General features: G+C 35.7%; 17 protein-coding genes and 6 pseudogenes. 18 read left to right on the forward strand and 5 right to left on the reverse strand.

Annotated features, from left to right (window positions below; all coding sequences use genetic code 11):
• The first annotated feature begins 65 nt into the window (after window positions 1-65).
• Both CVV77_RS13860 and CVV77_RS13865 read left to right on the forward strand, forming a co-directional pair.
• Entirely contained in the window at window positions 66-1,454 is a 1,389-nt protein-coding gene (locus tag CVV77_RS13860; protein ID WP_142397321.1) for an aminotransferase-like domain-containing protein, read from the forward strand.
• Between the two features lie 110 nt (window positions 1,455-1,564).
• Window positions 1,565-2,845, forward strand: a complete 1,281-nt coding sequence (locus CVV77_RS13865) for an MFS transporter (RefSeq protein ID WP_100275644.1) — start codon at window positions 1,565-1,567, stop codon at window positions 2,843-2,845.
• A 190-nt stretch (window positions 2,846-3,035) separates the two neighbouring features.
• Here CVV77_RS13865 and bltD read toward each other — a convergent pair whose 3' ends face one another.
• Window positions 3,036-3,494, reverse strand: coding sequence for a spermine/spermidine acetyltransferase (gene bltD / locus CVV77_RS13870; protein WP_100275645.1), 459 nt, complete (start codon window positions 3,492-3,494; stop codon window positions 3,036-3,038).
• 291 nt (window positions 3,495-3,785) lie between these two features.
• Between bltD and CVV77_RS13875 the strand changes: the two genes are divergently transcribed.
• From CVV77_RS13875 to CVV77_RS13885, 3 genes are all read left to right on the forward strand, one after another.
• Complete coding sequence (locus tag CVV77_RS13875) at window positions 3,786-4,289, forward strand: DinB family protein (RefSeq protein ID WP_100275646.1); 504 nt, start codon at window positions 3,786-3,788, stop codon at window positions 4,287-4,289.
• 626 nt (window positions 4,290-4,915) lie between these two features.
• On the forward strand, window positions 4,916-5,575 hold the full coding sequence (locus CVV77_RS13880) for a GntR family transcriptional regulator (RefSeq protein WP_100275647.1): 660 nt from the start codon (window positions 4,916-4,918) through the stop codon (window positions 5,573-5,575).
• Window positions 5,562-6,554, forward strand: a complete 993-nt coding sequence (locus CVV77_RS13885; RefSeq protein ID WP_029878411.1) for a DMT family transporter — start codon at window positions 5,562-5,564, stop codon at window positions 6,552-6,554. Before CVV77_RS13880 ends, CVV77_RS13885 begins: the two co-directional genes overlap by 14 nt.
• Before the next feature lie 496 nt (window positions 6,555-7,050).
• On the opposite strand, the gene CVV77_RS13890 is transcribed toward CVV77_RS13885, so the two are convergent.
• On the reverse strand, window positions 7,051-7,935 hold the full coding sequence (locus tag CVV77_RS13890) for an AraC family transcriptional regulator (RefSeq protein ID WP_100275648.1): 885 nt from the start codon (window positions 7,933-7,935) through the stop codon (window positions 7,051-7,053).
• Window positions 7,936-8,048: 113 nt separating this feature from the next.
• On the opposite strand from CVV77_RS13890, the gene CVV77_RS13895 reads away from it, so the two are divergent.
• The 5 genes and pseudogenes from CVV77_RS13895 (at window position 8,049) to CVV77_RS13910 (ending at window position 11,467) form a co-directional block, all read left to right on the forward strand.
• Window positions 8,049-8,990, forward strand: a complete 942-nt coding sequence (locus CVV77_RS13895; RefSeq protein WP_029316868.1) for a DMT family transporter — start codon at window positions 8,049-8,051, stop codon at window positions 8,988-8,990.
• Between the two features lie 216 nt (window positions 8,991-9,206).
• Window positions 9,207-9,586, forward strand: a pseudogene (locus CVV77_RS13900) (glycosyl hydrolase); the annotation flags it as partial.
• Window positions 9,587-9,599: 13 nt separating this feature from the next.
• Window positions 9,600-10,265: a hypothetical protein gene (locus CVV77_RS22590; RefSeq protein WP_309300185.1), complete on the forward strand. Its 666-nt coding sequence runs from the start codon at window positions 9,600-9,602 to the stop codon at window positions 10,263-10,265.
• A gap of 6 nt (window positions 10,266-10,271) precedes the next feature.
• A complete protein-coding gene (locus tag CVV77_RS22595) occupies window positions 10,272-11,093 on the forward strand; it encodes a tyrosine-type recombinase/integrase (RefSeq protein WP_309300186.1) in 822 nt (273 codons plus the stop codon).
• Window positions 11,086-11,467 (forward strand): annotated as a pseudogene (locus tag CVV77_RS13910) (DUF6262 family protein). The gene CVV77_RS22595 and the pseudogene CVV77_RS13910 overlap by 8 nt, the downstream one beginning before the upstream one ends.
• A gap of 110 nt (window positions 11,468-11,577) precedes the next feature.
• Here the strand turns inward: CVV77_RS13910 and CVV77_RS13915 are convergent.
• Complete coding sequence (locus tag CVV77_RS13915; RefSeq protein WP_100275649.1) at window positions 11,578-11,928, reverse strand: cupin domain-containing protein; 351 nt, start codon at window positions 11,926-11,928, stop codon at window positions 11,578-11,580.
• 439 nt (window positions 11,929-12,367) lie between these two features.
• Here CVV77_RS13915 and CVV77_RS13920 point away from each other — a divergent pair, with 439 nt between their 5' ends.
• The 5 genes and pseudogenes from CVV77_RS13920 to CVV77_RS22435 all read left to right on the forward strand — a co-directional run.
• Window positions 12,368-13,129, forward strand: a complete 762-nt coding sequence (locus CVV77_RS13920; RefSeq protein ID WP_100275650.1) for a polyphosphate polymerase domain-containing protein — start codon at window positions 12,368-12,370, stop codon at window positions 13,127-13,129.
• Window positions 13,129-13,812: a DUF4956 domain-containing protein gene (locus CVV77_RS13925; protein WP_084994238.1), complete on the forward strand. Its 684-nt coding sequence runs from the start codon at window positions 13,129-13,131 to the stop codon at window positions 13,810-13,812. The genes CVV77_RS13920 and CVV77_RS13925 overlap by 1 nt, the downstream gene beginning before the upstream one ends.
• 240 nt (window positions 13,813-14,052) lie before the next feature.
• Window positions 14,053-14,184: pseudogene (locus CVV77_RS22065) on the forward strand (ImmA/IrrE family metallo-endopeptidase); the annotation flags it as partial.
• Window positions 14,180-14,578, forward strand: a pseudogene (locus tag CVV77_RS13930) (sigma-70 family RNA polymerase sigma factor); the annotation flags it as partial. The pseudogenes CVV77_RS22065 and CVV77_RS13930, both read left to right, overlap by 5 nt.
• Window positions 14,579-14,781: 203 nt before the next feature.
• Window positions 14,782-14,934: pseudogene (locus CVV77_RS22435) on the forward strand (hypothetical protein); the annotation flags it as partial.
• A 336-nt stretch (window positions 14,935-15,270) separates the two neighbouring features.
• Here the strand turns inward: CVV77_RS22435 and CVV77_RS13935 are convergent.
• Window positions 15,271-15,468, reverse strand: a complete 198-nt coding sequence (locus CVV77_RS13935) for a hypothetical protein (RefSeq protein ID WP_100275651.1) — start codon at window positions 15,466-15,468, stop codon at window positions 15,271-15,273.
• 80 nt (window positions 15,469-15,548) lie between these two features.
• On the opposite strand from CVV77_RS13935, the pseudogene CVV77_RS22440 reads away from it, so the two are divergent.
• A pseudogene (locus CVV77_RS22440) lies at window positions 15,549-15,738 on the forward strand (N-acetylmuramoyl-L-alanine amidase); the annotation flags it as partial.
• Window positions 15,739-15,873: 135 nt separating this feature from the next.
• Here CVV77_RS22440 and CVV77_RS22445 read toward each other — a convergent pair.
• A complete protein-coding gene (locus CVV77_RS22445) occupies window positions 15,874-16,224 on the reverse strand; it encodes a hypothetical protein (RefSeq protein WP_250622108.1) in 351 nt (116 codons plus the stop codon).
• Between the two features lie 174 nt (window positions 16,225-16,398).
• On the opposite strand from CVV77_RS22445, the gene CVV77_RS13950 reads away from it, so the two are divergent.
• Together CVV77_RS13950 and CVV77_RS13955 are read left to right on the forward strand one after the other, a co-directional pair.
• Window positions 16,399-16,707, forward strand: coding sequence for a hypothetical protein (locus CVV77_RS13950; protein ID WP_100275652.1), 309 nt, complete (start codon window positions 16,399-16,401; stop codon window positions 16,705-16,707).
• A 138-nt stretch (window positions 16,708-16,845) separates the two neighbouring features.
• A complete protein-coding gene (locus CVV77_RS13955) occupies window positions 16,846-17,310 on the forward strand; it encodes a hypothetical protein (RefSeq protein ID WP_100275653.1) in 465 nt (154 codons plus the stop codon).
• Window positions 17,311-17,412: the final 102 nt, after the last annotated feature.

Raw genomic sequence — 17,412 nt, forward strand, 5'->3', positions numbered from 1 at the left:
ATAGAGTGTTAGCATTGTTTTATAAACAGCACCTTCTTATAATTGAGTGAAAAAGGATGCGTATCATGCCGATTAATTCTTTTGAAAACTATCCGATGAGCTGGAAGCCATCGATTGATAAAACGGAAAAGCCTATCTATAAAGCACTTGCAGGGCAATTGGAACAGGATATCGTAAACGGAGTTTTATTACCAGGAACAAAACTTCCTCCACAGAGAGAACTGGCTGATTATTTGGATTTAAATGTAAGTACCATTTCAAAAGCGTTTAAAGTTTGCGAGTTAAAGGGCTTGCTAAGTGCATCTGTGGGAAACGGCACATTTGTATCATACGATGCGTTATCAAATGCGTATTTACTTGAAGATACAAAGCCGAAACATTTAATTGAAATGGGAGCAACACTGCCTGATAATGCTTCTTACGAGCCCCTGTTACTCCAACTAAAAAACATGCTGCAAGATGAAGATTACGGAAAATGGTTTGGTTATGGTCGGGCGGGCGAAAGCCTTTGGCAAAAGGATGCAGCTGTAAAGCTAATCCGAAGAGGCGGGTTTGAAACAGCCGTTGATCACATTTTATTTGCAAATGGGGGGCAAAATGCGATTGCTGCTGCATTGGCGAGTCTTTGTAAGCCTGGAGATCGCATTGGTGTTGACCATCATACGTACCCTGGATTAAAAACTGTTGCATCAATGCTTAGTGTGCAAATCGTACCGATAAAATCAGAGAACTATGAAATGAGTCCGGAGTCACTTGAATATGCTTGTAAAAATGAAAATATTAAAGGCATTTATTTGATCCCAGATTATCATAATCCGACAGCTTCCTTTATGTCTGTTGAGAAACGAAGAATGATTGCAGAAATTGCAAAGAAATATAATCTGTTTGTTATTGAAGATGCAACGTACCATCTTCTCAACAAAAATCCACTTCCAGCACTTGCATCATTCGCGCCGGAACAGGTTATCCATATTGCAAGTTTATCAAAATCGTTAGCACCAGGGCTGCGACTGGCCTATGTAGCAGTGCCGAGTCAATTTAAGGAGCAAATGTCAAAGGCGCTCTATAATTTAAATATAACCGTTTCCCCGCTATTAGCTGAACTTACTGCACGCACGATTGTATCAAATCAATTTGAAGTCTTAATTGAGGGGCATCGGGAACAAACCATTCGCAGAAACCAAATCGTCAACCGATATTTTGCGGACTATACATGTTTAGGTGTAGAAACAGGCATTTTTCGTTGGTTGTTGTTGCCGGGTAAAATGACTGGTGCTGAATTTGAAGAATTAGCTGCACAGCATGGAGTGCAAGTGTATGCGGCTGAACGCTTTGTAGTGGGAAATAGTTGTCCGGAAAGGGCTGTAAGGGTTTCTGTATGTGCACCAAAAACTCTCGAAGAGCTTGAGCAAGGATTAATGATCCTTAAACGTTTGATAAACGGTATTACCTAATATTGTTCGCCATACAATTATTATATTGTATGGCTTTTTTGTGCGTGTTATGATGATCCACATCTAGAGGGAGGTTTATAAATTAGGCTTTACGAAAGGCAGGTAAGAGTATGTTAAAAACAACAGACGTTCAAACAGCTTCATTACAAAGTTACATCAGTTCTCCAGAAAAACAAAAAGCATTATACAAGCGTACATTATTCGTTGTAAGTATTTCACAAATTTTTGGCGGTGCAGGGCTGGCGGCAGGAGTTACTGTCGGTGCGCTTATTGCACAGCAAATGCTTGGTACAGATGCGTTTGCTGGTCTGCCTTCTGCTTTATTTACTTTAGGATCAGCAGGATCTGCATTATTTGTCGGGAGACTATCTCAACGCTATGGCCGCCGTACAGGTCTTTCAGCTGGCTTTGTGATTGGCGGACTTGGAGCAATAGGAGTCATCATTGCAGCCATCATAAATAGTATTTTCTTGTTATTTACTTCATTGATTATTTACGGTGCTGGAACAGCGACAAATTTACAAGCTCGTTATGCAGGTACGGACTTAGCAAATAATAAACAGCGGGCGACTGCTGTTAGTATTACGATGGTTTTTACAACATTTGGCGCAGTTGCGGGTCCAAGTTTAGTGAATGTCATGGGGAATTTTGCTATTTCTATTGGTGTTCCATCACTTGCTGGCCCTTTCATTTTAGCAGCAGCAGCATATATCTTAGCTGGTGTTGTCCTTTTCATCATGCTTCGTCCAGATCCATTAGTGATAGCAAGAACAATCGAAGCGACCAACCAAGAACCTAGTGATAAAGGACATTTGGAAACAACCGAGCACACAGAAAACAAAAGAGGCATAATTGTTGGTGCTGCGATTATGGTTCTTACCCAAATTGTAATGGTGGCTATTATGACAATGACACCAGTCCATATGAGTCATCATGGACATGGCTTGGGTGCAGTCGGTCTTGTCATTGGTTTTCATATAGGTGCCATGTATCTCCCTTCACTGGTTACTGGTGTTCTTGTTGATAAGCTGGGACGTACTGCAATGGCGATTGCTTCTGGAATGACGTTGCTTCTGGCAGGCTTAATGGCAGCATTTGCACCAGGAGATTCTATGGTTCTTCTCGTCATTGCTCTTTCTTTACTTGGATTAGGATGGAATTTTGGTTTGATAAGTGGGACTGCACTTATTGTTGATTCAACTGAAACGGCCACACGGGCTAAAACTCAAGGTACAGTAGATGTTCTGATTGCGTTGTCAGGAGCTGCTGGCGGAGCATTGTCTGGAATGATTGTGGCAGGTTCAAGTTTCCTAACATTATCATTTACTGGAGGGATTTTATCCTTATTGCTCATTCCAGTGGTGGTATGGTCTCGTAGAGGTAAAAAATAAGCCCAAATTGTTTTGTGAACAGTAAAATTGTGGAACTGGTTGGCTCCGATAGTTTTTTAGGAATGGGGATTACATATTAGTCTTCTTAAATATGTAATCTCCTGTATAAAAAATAGAGAAAGCCAGAATACTAAATCTTTTTTATTAATTTGCCTAATTTTAAATGGCTTTATGGAAATCATCTAAGAACCTATAGTTCTTTTACCATTACCTTCTCGCCATTAAAATCGAGTTCACCATTAAAGTGAAAACCAAACCTCTGATAAAGGCATAGAGCATGAATATTATTTTCAAATATACTTAAATAAATCCTCTTACTTTTATATAGCTTAGCAAGGTGCTGAATAAGAGCTTTAAGTATTTTCTTTCCTAATCCCTTTCCCTGATAGTGTTCGTCAATAAAGAATCGATCAAGCCAGACTCTCCCATTCTCATTGTCTTCATCATACTCAGGAAACAATCCATACATTGCAAAACCGACTAGATCTCCTTCATAGTAAAGTCCGACAGGTTTATAGTAGTGACATTCTTTTGCATCCTCTAAACATACTTTTGTTGATTCAATATATGATGCTTGATTCTCGCTGACATGCAAAGCAAGAATAGCGGCACGATTATCACCAGTTACTGCTTTTATTTCGATACTCATACTACACGCTCCTTATTTTTCTTATTCTGCAAAGGATAATATACATTCACGGGTTTATATGCATGTTGGAGTGAGTATGGAGACTTTCAGTGATTAATCCACTGGATAGTCACCATGTTTGTAAAAATAGATGCGATGTTTAAAAATTAATTCGTGACTTTTATAAGAATGTCGTGATGCCATTTTTCCTTAGATAATTTTTGTTAAAGTATGTTCTTTTTAACTAAACGGGGCACTATAATTGAATTATAGGTTCATAGATATCACAAAAAATTTATAAGGGGGATTTTTGTGTTTCAAACCTTAGACCATTTTTTCAAATCTTGGGAGTTCGAAGCCGATGCTACACAAAAACTACTAAATAGTCTAACTGATGAATCGCTTAAACAAGAAATAACTTCACAAAATTGGACTTTAGGCCGTATAGCTTGGCATACTGTTGCTGCTATTCGCATCATTACCTCAAACACAGACTTAACGTTTCACGCTCCAGCTGAAGATTATCCTGTTCCTTCTTCAGCTCAGTTTATCGCTGACAGCTATGATCAAGCAAGTAATGCATTTGTACAGGCGTTAAAAGACCAGTGGACTGACCATACACTTCAAGAATGTATCAACTTTATTGGTCAACAATTGCCAAATGGTTCACTTTTGATGTTCTTAATTCAACATCAAAATCACCATCGAGGACAAATGACTGTTCTTATGAGACAAGCAGGTTTAACTGTTCCAGGTATTTATGGTCCAGCAAAAGAGGAATGGACAAAATTCGGTTTGGAAGCCCCGAAAATGTAATCAAACTTTTTTATAAAGAAGTTAAGCTATTACAACATGTTCTTTTATTACTGTTATTAACATCAATTTGATTAATTTTTATTCGAAACACTTCAAATTCTTTACAAAAAAGGCTTTTGTAACTGGAAATATACCTCTACTTTAAAGGGACTCGAACTAACAAAGAAGATACAAAACGATACTTTGTATCTTCTTTGTTTTTTCTTTAGAGTTATATACCCTTATATGGTATCCATGACATGGCAACAATTTCAAGTAAGAAGTAGTTAACTAGGGGTTTCAGGGATAGAAAAGAACAAAGTTTCCTTAAGAATTAACGAGGTGAGATTATCAATATGAAGATAACTAGAGAAAAATTAGAAAAACAACAAATTTGGATATATGGTATATCTCTTATTTTCATAGGAGATACCAGGAGTAGCATCAGCCATTTTAGTTAGACCAATGTTAGTTCCCATCGCCATCATTGCAGCGGGGTTTTGGTACTTAAAATGGATGAGTTTTTAGTGCTTTTGTTTAAAAATAACCAAGTACCATAAACAGTCGTTTTTAGAATTTGCTAATTGAATGTATCTGATTGAAAAATTACAGTTGACCATAAAACCAATATCCGATATATTGGTTTTATGAAAAAAGATATTATTAAACCCATTAAACGTACGTCATTAAGAGATGAAGTATATCTAACTTTGAAAAAAGCAATTGTTACATTAGAGCTGCAACCGGAGCAACGCTTAAATGACAAAGAGTTAGCAGAAGAATTCGGAATTAGCCGTACTCCGGTTAGAGAGGCTCTAAAACGTCTTGAAGATGAAGGACTGGTTGAATCTATTCCTGGTTCAGTGACTCGTGTTGCACCATTAAATCTTGAGGAGGCAAAACACGCATTTACTGTGGTAGCAGCTTTACATTCATTAGCAGCTCGTTTAGCAGTACCATTACTCAAAGAGACAGATATTCAAGAATTAGAGTTCAGTAATAAAGCCTTACTACTATCTATTGAGAAAAAAGATATTATAAAAGCAATTGAAGCCGATGAGTTATTCCACAATGTTTTTCTAGATGTGGCGGGAAATCCTGAAATCATTCGCGCGCTAGAACGAAGTATATCTAAGATTCAACGCCTTGAAATTTCTCAGTTCACTTCTATAAATGGTTTGAAATCAGTAGAACAACATCAGCACATTATAGAAGCATGCAAAAATAAAGATAAAGAAACAACAGCACATCTTGTAGAACAAAACTGGTTAAGTCTGGGGGAATTACTGACTTATGAGACAGATTGAGGTGAGAAATTTGCGCCCTATTTTTTTAGGTATATGTGCTGCTTTCTTTTTTGCTTTCACATTTATATTGAATCGAGCAATGGAATTATCAGGTGGTAGCTGGATATGGAGTGCCTCATTACGATTTGTTTTCATGCTTCCATTTCTTTTACTTCTTGTTATGAGTAGGAAAAAATTAAAAGTATTATTACAAGTTATGAGAGAGAATTTAAGAGCATGGTTTTTATGGAGTTTCGTAGGTTTTGGTCTATTTTACGCTCCATTATGCTTTGCCGCTGTACATGCACCAGGATGGATAATTGCTGGGACATGGCAAATTACTATTATATCAGGATCTTTGTTAGCTCCTCTTTTTATTCAAACCATTGAAACACCAGATGGAATTCTTAAGAAAAGAGGAAAAATCCCAATGAAAGGTATGGGGATGTCATTAATTATTCTTCTTGGTATTTTCTTTATGCAAATGGAACAAGCAAAATCGCTTGCTGTAAAAGATATTTTGTTAGGTATTATCCCTGTTATTGTAGCATCTTTCGCTTACCCGCTCGGGAATCGTAAGATGATGGAGGTTTGTGGAAATCGTCTAGATGCTTATCAGCGTGTCCTTGGAATGACATTAGCAAGCTTACCATTTTGGTTTTTACTATCCTTGTATGGTCTTTTTACAGAAGGATTGCCTAGTAAAGAGCAAACTATGCAATCTATTTTAGTTGCTATTTGTTCGGGTGTAATTGCAACTATCTTATTTTTTAAAGCGACTGATATGGTTAAAGGAGATATGCAGAAACTTGCAACTGTTGAAGCAACACAATCCATGGAGGTACTTTTTGCTGTTATCGGAGAACTAATTTTATTACATTCTTCATTTCCTTCTATTTTATCTTGGTGTGGTATGTTTGTAATAATGCTAGGAATGATAGCACATAGTTATGTTTCCCATAAAGGTGAAACAGCGCATAACCCAAATATTAGTGCTTAATTGATATTTTAAAATGTATAGTATGAACCCTTTTCTAGTTAGTATAGGTAATTTTATTACTTTTTGAAAAATGTAGCACTCTAAGTTTTATGTCAAAATTTAATAACTAAGTAAAAGGATACGAACAAAAACCGATGTCCCGCACATATAGGAACATCGGTTTTTTCTTTATGAAATGAAATTTTGCTTTAGCGTACGAAATTCGCGTTTTGTTGGTGCTTCCCCATTGACATCCAATTCAAAAACGAAATTACATTAATTAAAAAAAGGAGAAGTGATTATGGCACTAACAGAGGTAGTTGTAAGAGAGATTTTAGATAGGTTTTTTGATAGTACAGCAATGGGGAACGAATCATTCTATGCTGAGATCCTCTTGGACTATCAGGTATGTGTAGCTACACGAACTTGACACTAATGGCTAGTTGAACAGCTTATTAAAAAAATAGAAGGGAGCACCTTAAACAAGGACTTTATTTCAAATCGTAAAATAACCTTATCAATTAATTCCCATATGAATTTTTTTGTATGAGAATGGTGTCATATTCATAGCTTGTTGAAATTTACTTATGAAATAACTGGTACTGTTAAATCCAACTTGATAAGACACTTCTGTAACATTGGTTTCCGGGTGTTGCAGTAACAATAAGCTTTTTTGGATTCTATAATCCAGTACATAACGTAACGGCGTCTTATTCAGCATTCGTTTAAAATAACGGCAGCACTCAGATCGGCTCAATTGGCCAGCTTTTGCAATGTCCTCTAATGTAATTTTTTCAGCATAATGGAGATGTATCCAGTTTAACATTTGTTTCATTCGATGACTTTTTATCATTTCAGATTGATCATACTCTAAATGAAAACCATTGACGACCAAGTTTTTCCATATCGAAGTTAATTGCATGGTAATGTCAATTTCATAAAGCGATTTCTTTTGTTGAACCAATTGATTTATTTTTTTTACAGCTTTTAGAATGTTTTTTGCCCAATGCTGATTTCCATCCAAAAATAAATAGGATAAATTTGTTGAAAAAATATAGGGCTGAACATAGCTTGAAAACAGTTCTTGAGATAACACGAACTGGGGTAAAACATTTAAGCAAATATACGTACAATCTGAGCCATCCTTTTCTTCTGCCATGTGCAGGCAGCCACTATTGATAAATAATCCATCCCCTTCTAAAACCACTATTTTTTCTTCATTTATTTGAAAGACAGCTTCCCCTTTTAGTATCAATACAAATTGAATTTCATCATGCCAATGAAGCGGTATATAGCCATTTATATTTTGATTGATCCTTGTCTCGTAACATGCAACTGGTAATTCTACCGTTCGGTGCTCTGTTAATTCTTTTAAGTTTTGATCAATCATAAAACTTTTCATTTGGACATTCTCACCTCAATATATTTATATTTTTTCATTCGATTTGAGTATTTTTTATGAGAATCTGAATTTATTATAACACTATTATTATATTTATTAGTGAGGAGTCATGTATGAATACTTCTAAAAGAAGAATGGGATTGTTCTATGTTATAACAGGAGCGACATGTTGGGGAATTGGGGGTACAGTAGCAAAAAAACTTTTTCAAGATGATCAAGTTGATGTAAATTGGCTTGTAACGATACGCTTGCTTACGGCAGGCATTTTACTCTTAATGCTCCAATTGTTCAGAAAGAATCGGTCTCAGGTTATTGAGGTTTGGAAAAACAAAGCGTCAGCTGGTCAGCTTCTAATTTTCGGGTTGTTTGGAATGCTTGCTGTGCAGTACACATATATGGCATCCATTCAACATGGGAATGCTGCTGTTGCTACGTTATTACAATATTTATCCCCAGTAATCGTCATTATCTACTCGGTTTTGCGAAAAAGAACTGCTCTGACCAAACAAGATATCATAACAGTATTGCTTGCGCTGACGGGGTGCTTTTTTCTGCTAACAAATGGTTCCATTTCTCAACTTTCAGTACCGGAAATTGCGGTAGTATGGGGAGTTTTATCAGGATTCGCGGCAGCTTTTTATACTTTATATGCTGTTGGTTTATTAAATAAATTTGATTCCCTTGTTGTTGTAGGTTGGGCTATGATTATTGGCGGTTTTGCATTAAGTTTTATTCATCCGCCATGGCAAATGGATTTTAAAAGCTTAACTGCTCAGGCATATGTATATATTTTATTTGTTACGATATTTGGAACAATGATTGCGTTCTGGTTCTATATAAAAAGTTTGCAAAGCCTTTCACCCAAAGAAACAAGCCTGTTAGGCAGTTTAGAGCCTCTATCAGCAGTAGTAACAACTGTCGTTTGGCTAAAAGAACCATTTGGTTTTTTTCAATGGGTTGGTGCTTTCTGTATTATAGGTATAACTTTAATATTGACTTTAAATAAAGAGCCTTCTATGCAGAGTGAAAAATCTATATTGAAGATTGGGGAATAATGCAAATAAGTTTCTGTCTATAAAAAGGTCGTCGTGATGTTGGTGTTCGTAAAAATATTGTTGAGACCTATTGTTAGCTGTTATTGGGGAGCAACTAATAATTAAAAGAGGAGAGATAGATTAAAAAGGTAAATGACTTAATGGATTCTGTGCTTTATAAATTCTTAACAGAACTAATGATTAGAATAATAAAAATAAAGAAGACGAAGAATATGTATGTTTAAAAAAATTGGTGTTTTTATATTACTCTCTTTAATAAGCGTTTCAGCTTTTTCACAAACGACATCTGCTCATACAGTTAACCCCGTGAATCCTAATGCTCAGGCGACAACGAAGGAGTTGATGAATTGGCTAGCTGAGAATCGCATACTGTCAGGTGCATTCGGCGGATTCACAAATGCATCGTTTTCAAAAATTGAAGCCCAATACTGGACAGTCACCAGCCGTGTACGGTTGTGACTATTCGAGTGGATGGTTGGAGAAACCTGATATTTCTGATATTAATGATACCATTGACTATAGTTGTAATAGTGACTTAATCTCATATTGGAAGAGCGGTGGAATACCTCAGATTTAGTCTACATCTAGCTAATCCCACGTCCAGTACTTTTGGAAAAAATGCTTCCCATATTAGGTTTGGACAATTATTTTATAAATTTTGACAAGGTATATAATCCGCATTTTAGAAATGGGCTAAAAAAATATTTTAAACATCGGTTGCTAGGTAAGCAAAACTTTTCTGGAGGGACCGCAGTCAATTATATGACTTATATTCCTAATTTTTTGAATGTCATCTCCAAACTCGAGCCTAAATGGCTTGATTTAAAACGGCTAAGACGTGTACATATTCTTAAGTTTATGGAATGGCTTCACATACATTCAAAAAACACTATTAAACATAAAGCTAATAATCCCAATGGATATATTCGGCAGTCTCTGCATATTGTGCAAAAATTTCTGATAGATATACAGAATTATCAATATGATATGGCACCAGAAACAGATATCAGAATCCTTATCTTCCCTGAAGATAAACCGAGAGAAAAGAAAAAGGCGTATGATCAAGTCGATTATATTCCTGATTTCGTACTAGAGCAGTTGTTTCGAGAAATCGATTACCTGCATAAAGAAATACAGCCAATAGTGTGGATTGCATTTAAAACCGGATTACGGATATCTGATGTTCTCACTTTGAAACATGACTGTTTAGTAAAACTAAATGGCAAATACCAGATAGTCACAGATATCCAAAAAACGTATGTAAATGGGCATTAAATCCCTATTGATGACGAGTTGGCGGCTATTATCGCAGTCTTTATTGACAATTCATGTAAGCGCAGCAATGAAGAGAATAATCCAGAAGAATTTATCTTTGTTCGTTACCGTGGGCCAAGAAAAGGGAAACCATATAGCCAGGAATGGATTAGACAGAATCTAAATGCACTTTCGATTGAACGAGAAATATTAGGCGAGGATGGTAAAACATTTCACTTCAAAACTCATCAATTCAGGCATACATATGCTGTTAAACTGCTAAACAATGGGACAGATATTTTAACGGTTAAAGAGCTTCTAGCTCATGCTTCTCCTGAGATGACAATGCGATATGCAAAGCTATTAGATACCACCAAGCGTAAGGCCTTTGAGGAGGCTGTTAAACAAGGAATCTTTAGCTTTGATATGAATGGTGAAGTAAATGAAATAAAGCCCAATGAAGACATTCCAAGCGATGTATTAGAAATGTTGTGGAGGGAACAGAAATTAACTGCGGTAGACAACGCCTATGGAACCTGTCATGCCCGTATTAATGGTAACTGTCCTTACTCCGAAGAACCTCCCTGCCTAACTTGTAACGGGGGTAGTCCATGTAAGGATCTCGCTATTGGGTTTTCAAACTTAGATCTTCAAAAGTATGAGCTGTTAGTTAAAACGGCCACAAAAACTATTGAAGCATTGCAACTACGTGGCAGAAGTGAAATTGCGGAAAAGAATAAAAGGAATTTGGACCGTTTTCAAAGCATTTTGAACACTCTTGAGGGTGGCAATATCATCTTCGGCCGTTTAGAGCGCATTAAACGAAAGAAGGTGTTAAACAATGACTGACTATAATCGGAAGGCTCAGCTAAAACAAGTACATCGAAACAGAAAAGCAAAAACCAGTCAGAAAGTAGATGAAGCGATTAAAAAGCTCGTGCGTTCGAATGAAAGAATTAATTTCAATAGTGTAGCTAGTGAAGCTGGGGTAGCAAAAGCAACCCTATATAACAATATTGAATTACATGAGCACATTGAAACTCTTCGCAGGCAACAAGTAAAAAGCACCAACTCCAAAACAGATTAAAAGAGAAATGAATGAAAATAACAAAGATGCTCTCATTGAATCATTAAAACGTAAAATTAAGAGAATAGAAGATGAAAATAAAGGTTTGAGAGAACAATTAAAGGTCGCTTACGCAGAGGTATACAAGAAGATATAAGGGGGATAACGTTCCCTCTTTCTTGTTAAACTAACGCACCCGTTAGTTCTATAAGAAAAGCGATTCTTATTAAAGAATCGCGCCCTTTAGTGAAATAACCCCATAGATAATTACAACTCACTGTTACTTCCTTTTATGTAAATACTCGCCTTTTCAAAACATATATTAACTGTCCGTTCGTTTGAACGAGTACGATGCATTGTATTAGCAGGAACAGTAAATATTTCACCTGGTTTCAAAGTAACTGTTTCATTGTTTTCTAAGTCTATGAAAAGTTCACCTTCTAATACATAAAATAATTCATCGCAATCGTCGTGTTTATGCCAATGAAATTCTCCATTTATCACAGCTATTCTAAGAGCGTGGTCATTTACTTCACTTACGATAAAGTTTGTGTAGTCCTTTTGGTCTTGTATTAATTCATGTAAGTTAAAAACTTCTAATTGTCCCTTTTTTTGCATACTCTTTCTCCTTTGAAAATCTAATCTTCTTAAATAGACTAAATTCGACAATAGAACGAAATAACCTTTTTTTCTTCAACTGACCGTTCATTAAGCCTTACTCCATTAAATGGCCCAATTGTTGAACAAAAACAAACAACACTCTTAAACTAAACTGCCCCTATAGTTGCATAAGATCCTTTAAAAGCACAATCAGCTAGTCCAGTATGTTCATAGAATATAAGGGTTCTCATTTAAAACCAATTTTATAAGACAAAGGATGTTATAATTTTTTCCTTTTTCGAAGATCTATCAGTAATAAAGATGATGTATTTATTGGTACTGATACAAAGATCAAGCTGTAAGATATTTTTTGCAGTGGACATAGTGATTGAATGGAGTTCGGATTTAAAAACAGATCAGTAATAATTATAAGGATAAGAAAGGAGAATGAAGAAAAATGGTCATTGAAATTTTTAGAAGGAGAGAGCAGAAGTATTTAATTACAAAAGAACAGTATGCGGAATTAGTGGAGAATATATCTTCTTATATGCGCTCAGATAAATATGGGAAGGACGGCAAATATACCGTAAAAAGTTTATATTTTGAAAGCCCAGATAACAAAATTTACTTTGAAACAAAGAACAAATTAAAATTTCGGCAAAAGCTTCGTTTACGTGTATACGAGAACACAGATATTAACGGTACTGCTTTTTTTGAAATAAAACAAAAGCATAAAAAGGTAGTAAACAAAAGACGATTGATCCTTCCCATAGCTGAAGCTTATCGCTATTTATACTCATCAGAAGAGATATTAGAGGATTATGAGACATCGAATACACAGGTATTGCGGGAAATTCATCATTTTCGACATTTGTATAACTTACAGCCTGAGATGATTATAATTTACGATCGACATGCGTTTCATGGATTATTTGACCCTGATTTGCGTGTAACATTTGACTTAAATTTACGCTGCCGTAATGATGATCTGTTTTTGGAAAACGGTTCACAAGGCGAAAACTTTATTGATCCAAATCTAGTCGTACTAGAAGTGAAAGTAAATGATAGTGTTCCGTTATGGCTGACGCGTATATTACAGGATTTAAACTGCCAACAAGGAAGTACTTCAAAGTATTGCGCGAGTTCAGAGTTATTAAAAAGGAAAGATATTCCCATTAGAATTACGAAAGAAGACGTACTAGTTAGGGGAGGGGAATAATGGATTTTTTAAATCAGTTTTTCTCAACGAGTGATGTTGGAAGTGGAACAGAAATATATATGACCTTATTGGCCATGCTGACGGCAACGGTATTAAGTCTTGTCATTACAAAAGTATATCAATTAACCTTTACTGGAGCGCGGTATTCCCAAGCATTTGTTCATACGATTATTATGATGAGTGTAATTGTATCTGTTGTCATGAATGTGATTAGTGGAAATGCAGGCGTAGCTTTTGGATTATTTGCTGTATTCTCACTCATCCGGTTTAGAAGTGCAGTAACAGATGCAAAAGACATCGCTTATATCTTTTTTGGTCTATGTGTAGGGATGACAAGTGGACTGTTTCATTTCGATCTAGCCATCGTCTTAACCTTATTTGCAAGTTTAATATTTTACCTACTATACAAATTTCAGTATGGAAAAGGAAAAGATACACAAGTTTTAAAAGTTACCGTTCCTGAGAACTTGAATTATCAAAATTTGCTTGATGACATATTTGAAAAATATACAGAGAGTCATATTCTATGTCAGGTAGAAACGACCAATTTGGGTACAATGATTTTATATACCTATATTATTCGAAGTAAGAATGCGACAAAAGACAAAGAATTGCTTGACCGCATTCGAGAAAAAAACGCGAACTTAAAAGTATCCCTAACTTATTTAGATATAGAGAAATAAAAGAAGTAATTCTTCTGTCCAGGGAAGTACTTCTTTCAAAAGAGCGTTTATTGTGAGGGAAACTGCAGAGTATCGAAATGAGAAAAAGGGATTTTCTTGATCTTATCATTCATTTTCATGATTAAACTCCTTTGAAGTCCATTTTTTATCCTTGCCCCTTACTTGATCAACTAGTGCTTTCCGCGTTCATCTATCTGCAAGCTCCTGCATTTTTAACCCGTGGGTACGAACAAGTGAATAAATGTGGCTTGGCTATTTAAAGTATCCCCTTCGTTTGCGAAGAAACGTTTGACCATTTATTACAGGAAGCTGACCCAACATTTATTTAATCAATCAGTGACGGTAATCTGTGCACCCCCCTTTTGTAATTAATAATGAAATTCTTATGCATTTACGCGCATTGAAAAAAACAAAAAAGGACGTTTCCCTTCATGATCCGATCGGGCAGGATAAGGAAGGGAATGAAATAAGCCTGATCGATGTACTAAAATCAGAAAATGAAGACGTGATTGATACGATCCAGCTCAATATGGAGCTTGAAAAAGTGAAACAATACATTGACATTTTAGATGATCGTGAGAAGGAAGTGATTGTCGGACGGTTTGGACTTGATTTGAAGAAGGAAAAAACGCAGCGTGAGATTGCCAAAGAACTCGGTATCTCGCGCAGCTATGTATCGCGGATTGAAAAACGGGCGCTGATGAAGATGTTTCATGAGTTTTATCGGGCGGAGAAGGAGAAGCGGAAAAAGGCGAAAGGAAAATGATTTAGCAGAGGCCGGATCTAAAATTCCGGCTTTCTCTATTTCTTTTAAAAGAAGCAGAGAAAGAAAATATATAAGAGTTATGAAAATCATTTTTTGTCATCGCTGATAAGCTCTCCGAGAAGCAGATGACTTAACTTATAAGCCCTTTACTTGCATCCTCTCTCAAGCAATCCAAAGCCTGGCGTTTAAAAGCTCGCGCCGCAAATCGAGTTGACACGAAAAAGCTCAAAGAGCAGTTTCCGGATATATATGAGAAGGTTAAAAAGAAAACTCATTTCAGACGTTTTGGACATCATCCTATACACCTGCTCACTACAGTCAAGTTGATACCTCTACTATTACACTCCATAAAATAACCTTTTGACAATGAGAACTACATTACCGAAATTTTGAAAACTTGTGAGTGCATTATTAATAAAATAATCCCTCACCAGTACCATGAGTTATTATATAAAAATCTTTTGCATAAATGTCATATCTATATAAATAGCCTAAGGAGCAGTTATTTTATACAGTTTATTTTAATAAGAATCCAATGAGGCTTATTCTTATTAGACCCAAGCCGCACGACCTGCGAGTTAAAGCCTTGTTTGCTACTGTAGGCTCTTTTGTTTTCAATTAACGGGGCATGTTTGTGCAAGAAGCTTAGGATGGCAAAAATCGCACAACTAGTACATAATCTGGTCTGCTTTCTACTCTGAAACCTCACTCCAGATAATAGTCAACAAAACTAATAAAATGCGTATTAAATGATCTTTTGTAACCGTATTTAAAAGGACAATAAGTACAATTTTTAAAATTTGATTATCTTTACTTTGGATGATCACTAGAATGTCTAATAACGAAATAACAGTCCCAATAATATAATCCTTATATTGATTATCGTTCATGATTTTTCCTCCATTTTTTATAAAGTATTACTTTACTGTAAAAATGGTGTGTGGATTTGAACAAAAAATTTTTTTACACAGTTGGCCAAAAGTTGAAACTGAAAGGTTCCAGCTCATCCAACAGCAATCATCATATGCGCTTTCTTCTGGTGACTTTAAATTGACAAGCCCTATGGGAAAAGGAGTGTCCGTTACACAAATTCAAATAGCGCTAGCGGCTCTTTATTTCTACCAGATAAAGGAGCCAAGAATAACGGCATAGACGGCATTTAGGGGCCTGAAACGAAAGCGAAAATCCAGGCATTATTGACGTAAGAAAAAACCTTCACATCAAAATATCAACGTAAAAAGGGGATATCTCGATGTGAAGGGCTATTCCTTCGCTTCTCTATAAAAAAATCACATTTATTTATTTTGATTAGCATTTAAATTTTTGTTGTTTTTTTCGTTATTCTGGTTATTTTGCGTTTTAAACATATTTTGGTTAGTTGTTAATTCATTAGAAAATTCAGTGCTATTTAATATTGGAATGGAAGGCTTTACATTATTTTGTTTGAAATTTTTAGCTAAATTTTGAATAGGTTGTAACATATTTGGGTTGTTTTTTTTGTTGTTATTTTTTCTCAAAAAAATGGTAGCGAGACTAACCCCTAAACCTAAAAGAGACACCCACACCATCCCTCTATTTTTTTTGCCAGATAGAAGGGGTAGTTTTTTTGCTTTAAAAAGAGTTGTTATCCACTGGAAATTATTCATCGTAGAGCCACTTCCTATGAGAATTTTTATTTCGATACTTAATTTTCGCAAAAGAAGAATTAATATGCTGGAAATTTTAATGATGGAATCAAGAAAAGCATATAAGATTGCACGAATTAAAGTAGACATACTGGACAAACTTATAGGGATTAAAAAGAAGAGAGGAGGGTGGGAATGAATAAAAAATGGTTGCAAATAATAACTACGTTATTTCTATCCAGTTTTATATTAATGGGCTGTAATTTCGGTCAGGATAATAATAATGATAACAATACTCCAGATGTTAATGAGAACGATCAAAATAATAACGATAACAATGCTCCAGATGTTAATGAAAACGATCAAAATAATAACGATAACAACATCCCAGGTGTTGATGAGAACGATACCATCAATAAAGATGATGAACAAGATAATGATCCCGATCCTGAAGATCCGGTTGAGGATCCTGAAGATACCGATAAAGATAAAAAAGATGAGTAAGGAAACTACACATGTATAAGAAAGCTTCAAACGGTTTTTGTTTCTTACTAGAATCCCCCATTCCTTTAATTACCTTTCATCTTTTTGATGAAAATGAAAAATATAAAGGATGTTATCTAATTTTAAGGAGGAATTTTTATGACTAAGAATAATCAGCAGCAGAGTCAGCAGCAAAAGGAGAAGCAAAAGCAAAAACATACGGAATTGCTGGGCAAAAACGTTACAGATACTGAGCTTGCACAAGAACTAGGAAGCCTTCAGCAGAAGCTTGCTAACTTAGAACAAAATGTATCTCAATTAGGGTCACCTCAACAACAAAGTGGCCAAGTTCAGCAAGGTTCTCAATTGAATCAATTAAAGCAGCAGATTCAGCAATTTAGTTCTCAATCTCAACAGCAAATGCAGCAAACAGATCAACAAATACAGCAAAGCATCCAACAAGCTGTCCAACAGCTTAATCAAGCTCTTCAAGGTATTCAAACTAATCAGGCCATGAATCAAATGAGTCAAGCGCTTCAACAGGCTCAACAATCATTTAATCAACAAGGTCAACAAGGCCAACAAAACCAACAAAACCAACAAAACCAACCTCCGTTACAATAAAGACGTCCGTGTGAAAGACAAGATTGTATGTGGCCGAATATTGGTGAAATTATCTGTTGTTTAGGCAGTGCGAATCATTTAGTTGGCGATACAAAAAAAGCC

Origin of the sequence: Bacillus sp. SN1 (genome assembly GCF_002796895.1) — a bacterium.
In the GTDB taxonomy this organism is placed as follows: Bacteria; Bacillota; Bacilli; order Bacillales; family Bacillaceae; genus Bacillus; species Bacillus inaquosorum.

Coding starts and splice junctions, on each gene's coding strand:
- CVV77_RS13925 (WP_084994238.1), top strand. CDS start 13,129: ATGGATTTTTTAAATCAGTTTTTCTCAACGAGTGATGTTGGAAGTGGA.
- CVV77_RS13885 (WP_029878411.1), top strand. CDS start 5,562: ATGAGACAGATTGAGGTGAGAAATTTGCGCCCTATTTTTTTAGGTATA.
- CVV77_RS13955 (WP_100275653.1), top strand. CDS start 16,846: ATGACTAAGAATAATCAGCAGCAGAGTCAGCAGCAAAAGGAGAAGCAA.
- CVV77_RS22445 (WP_250622108.1), bottom strand. CDS start 16,224: ATGAATAATTTCCAGTGGATAACAACTCTTTTTAAAGCAAAAAAACTA.
- CVV77_RS13860 (WP_142397321.1), top strand. CDS start 66: ATGCCGATTAATTCTTTTGAAAACTATCCGATGAGCTGGAAGCCATCG.
- CVV77_RS13920 (WP_100275650.1), top strand. CDS start 12,368: ATGGTCATTGAAATTTTTAGAAGGAGAGAGCAGAAGTATTTAATTACA.
- CVV77_RS13935 (WP_100275651.1), bottom strand. CDS start 15,468: ATGAACGATAATCAATATAAGGATTATATTATTGGGACTGTTATTTCG.
- CVV77_RS13890 (WP_100275648.1), bottom strand. CDS start 7,935: ATGAAAAGTTTTATGATTGATCAAAACTTAAAAGAATTAACAGAGCAC.
- bltD (WP_100275645.1), bottom strand. CDS start 3,494: ATGAGTATCGAAATAAAAGCAGTAACTGGTGATAATCGTGCCGCTATT.
- CVV77_RS13865 (WP_100275644.1), top strand. CDS start 1,565: ATGTTAAAAACAACAGACGTTCAAACAGCTTCATTACAAAGTTACATC.
- CVV77_RS13950 (WP_100275652.1), top strand. CDS start 16,399: ATGAATAAAAAATGGTTGCAAATAATAACTACGTTATTTCTATCCAGT.
- CVV77_RS13915 (WP_100275649.1), bottom strand. CDS start 11,928: ATGCAAAAAAAGGGACAATTAGAAGTTTTTAACTTACATGAATTAATA.
- CVV77_RS13895 (WP_029316868.1), top strand. CDS start 8,049: ATGAATACTTCTAAAAGAAGAATGGGATTGTTCTATGTTATAACAGGA.
- CVV77_RS13880 (WP_100275647.1), top strand. CDS start 4,916: ATGAAAAAAGATATTATTAAACCCATTAAACGTACGTCATTAAGAGAT.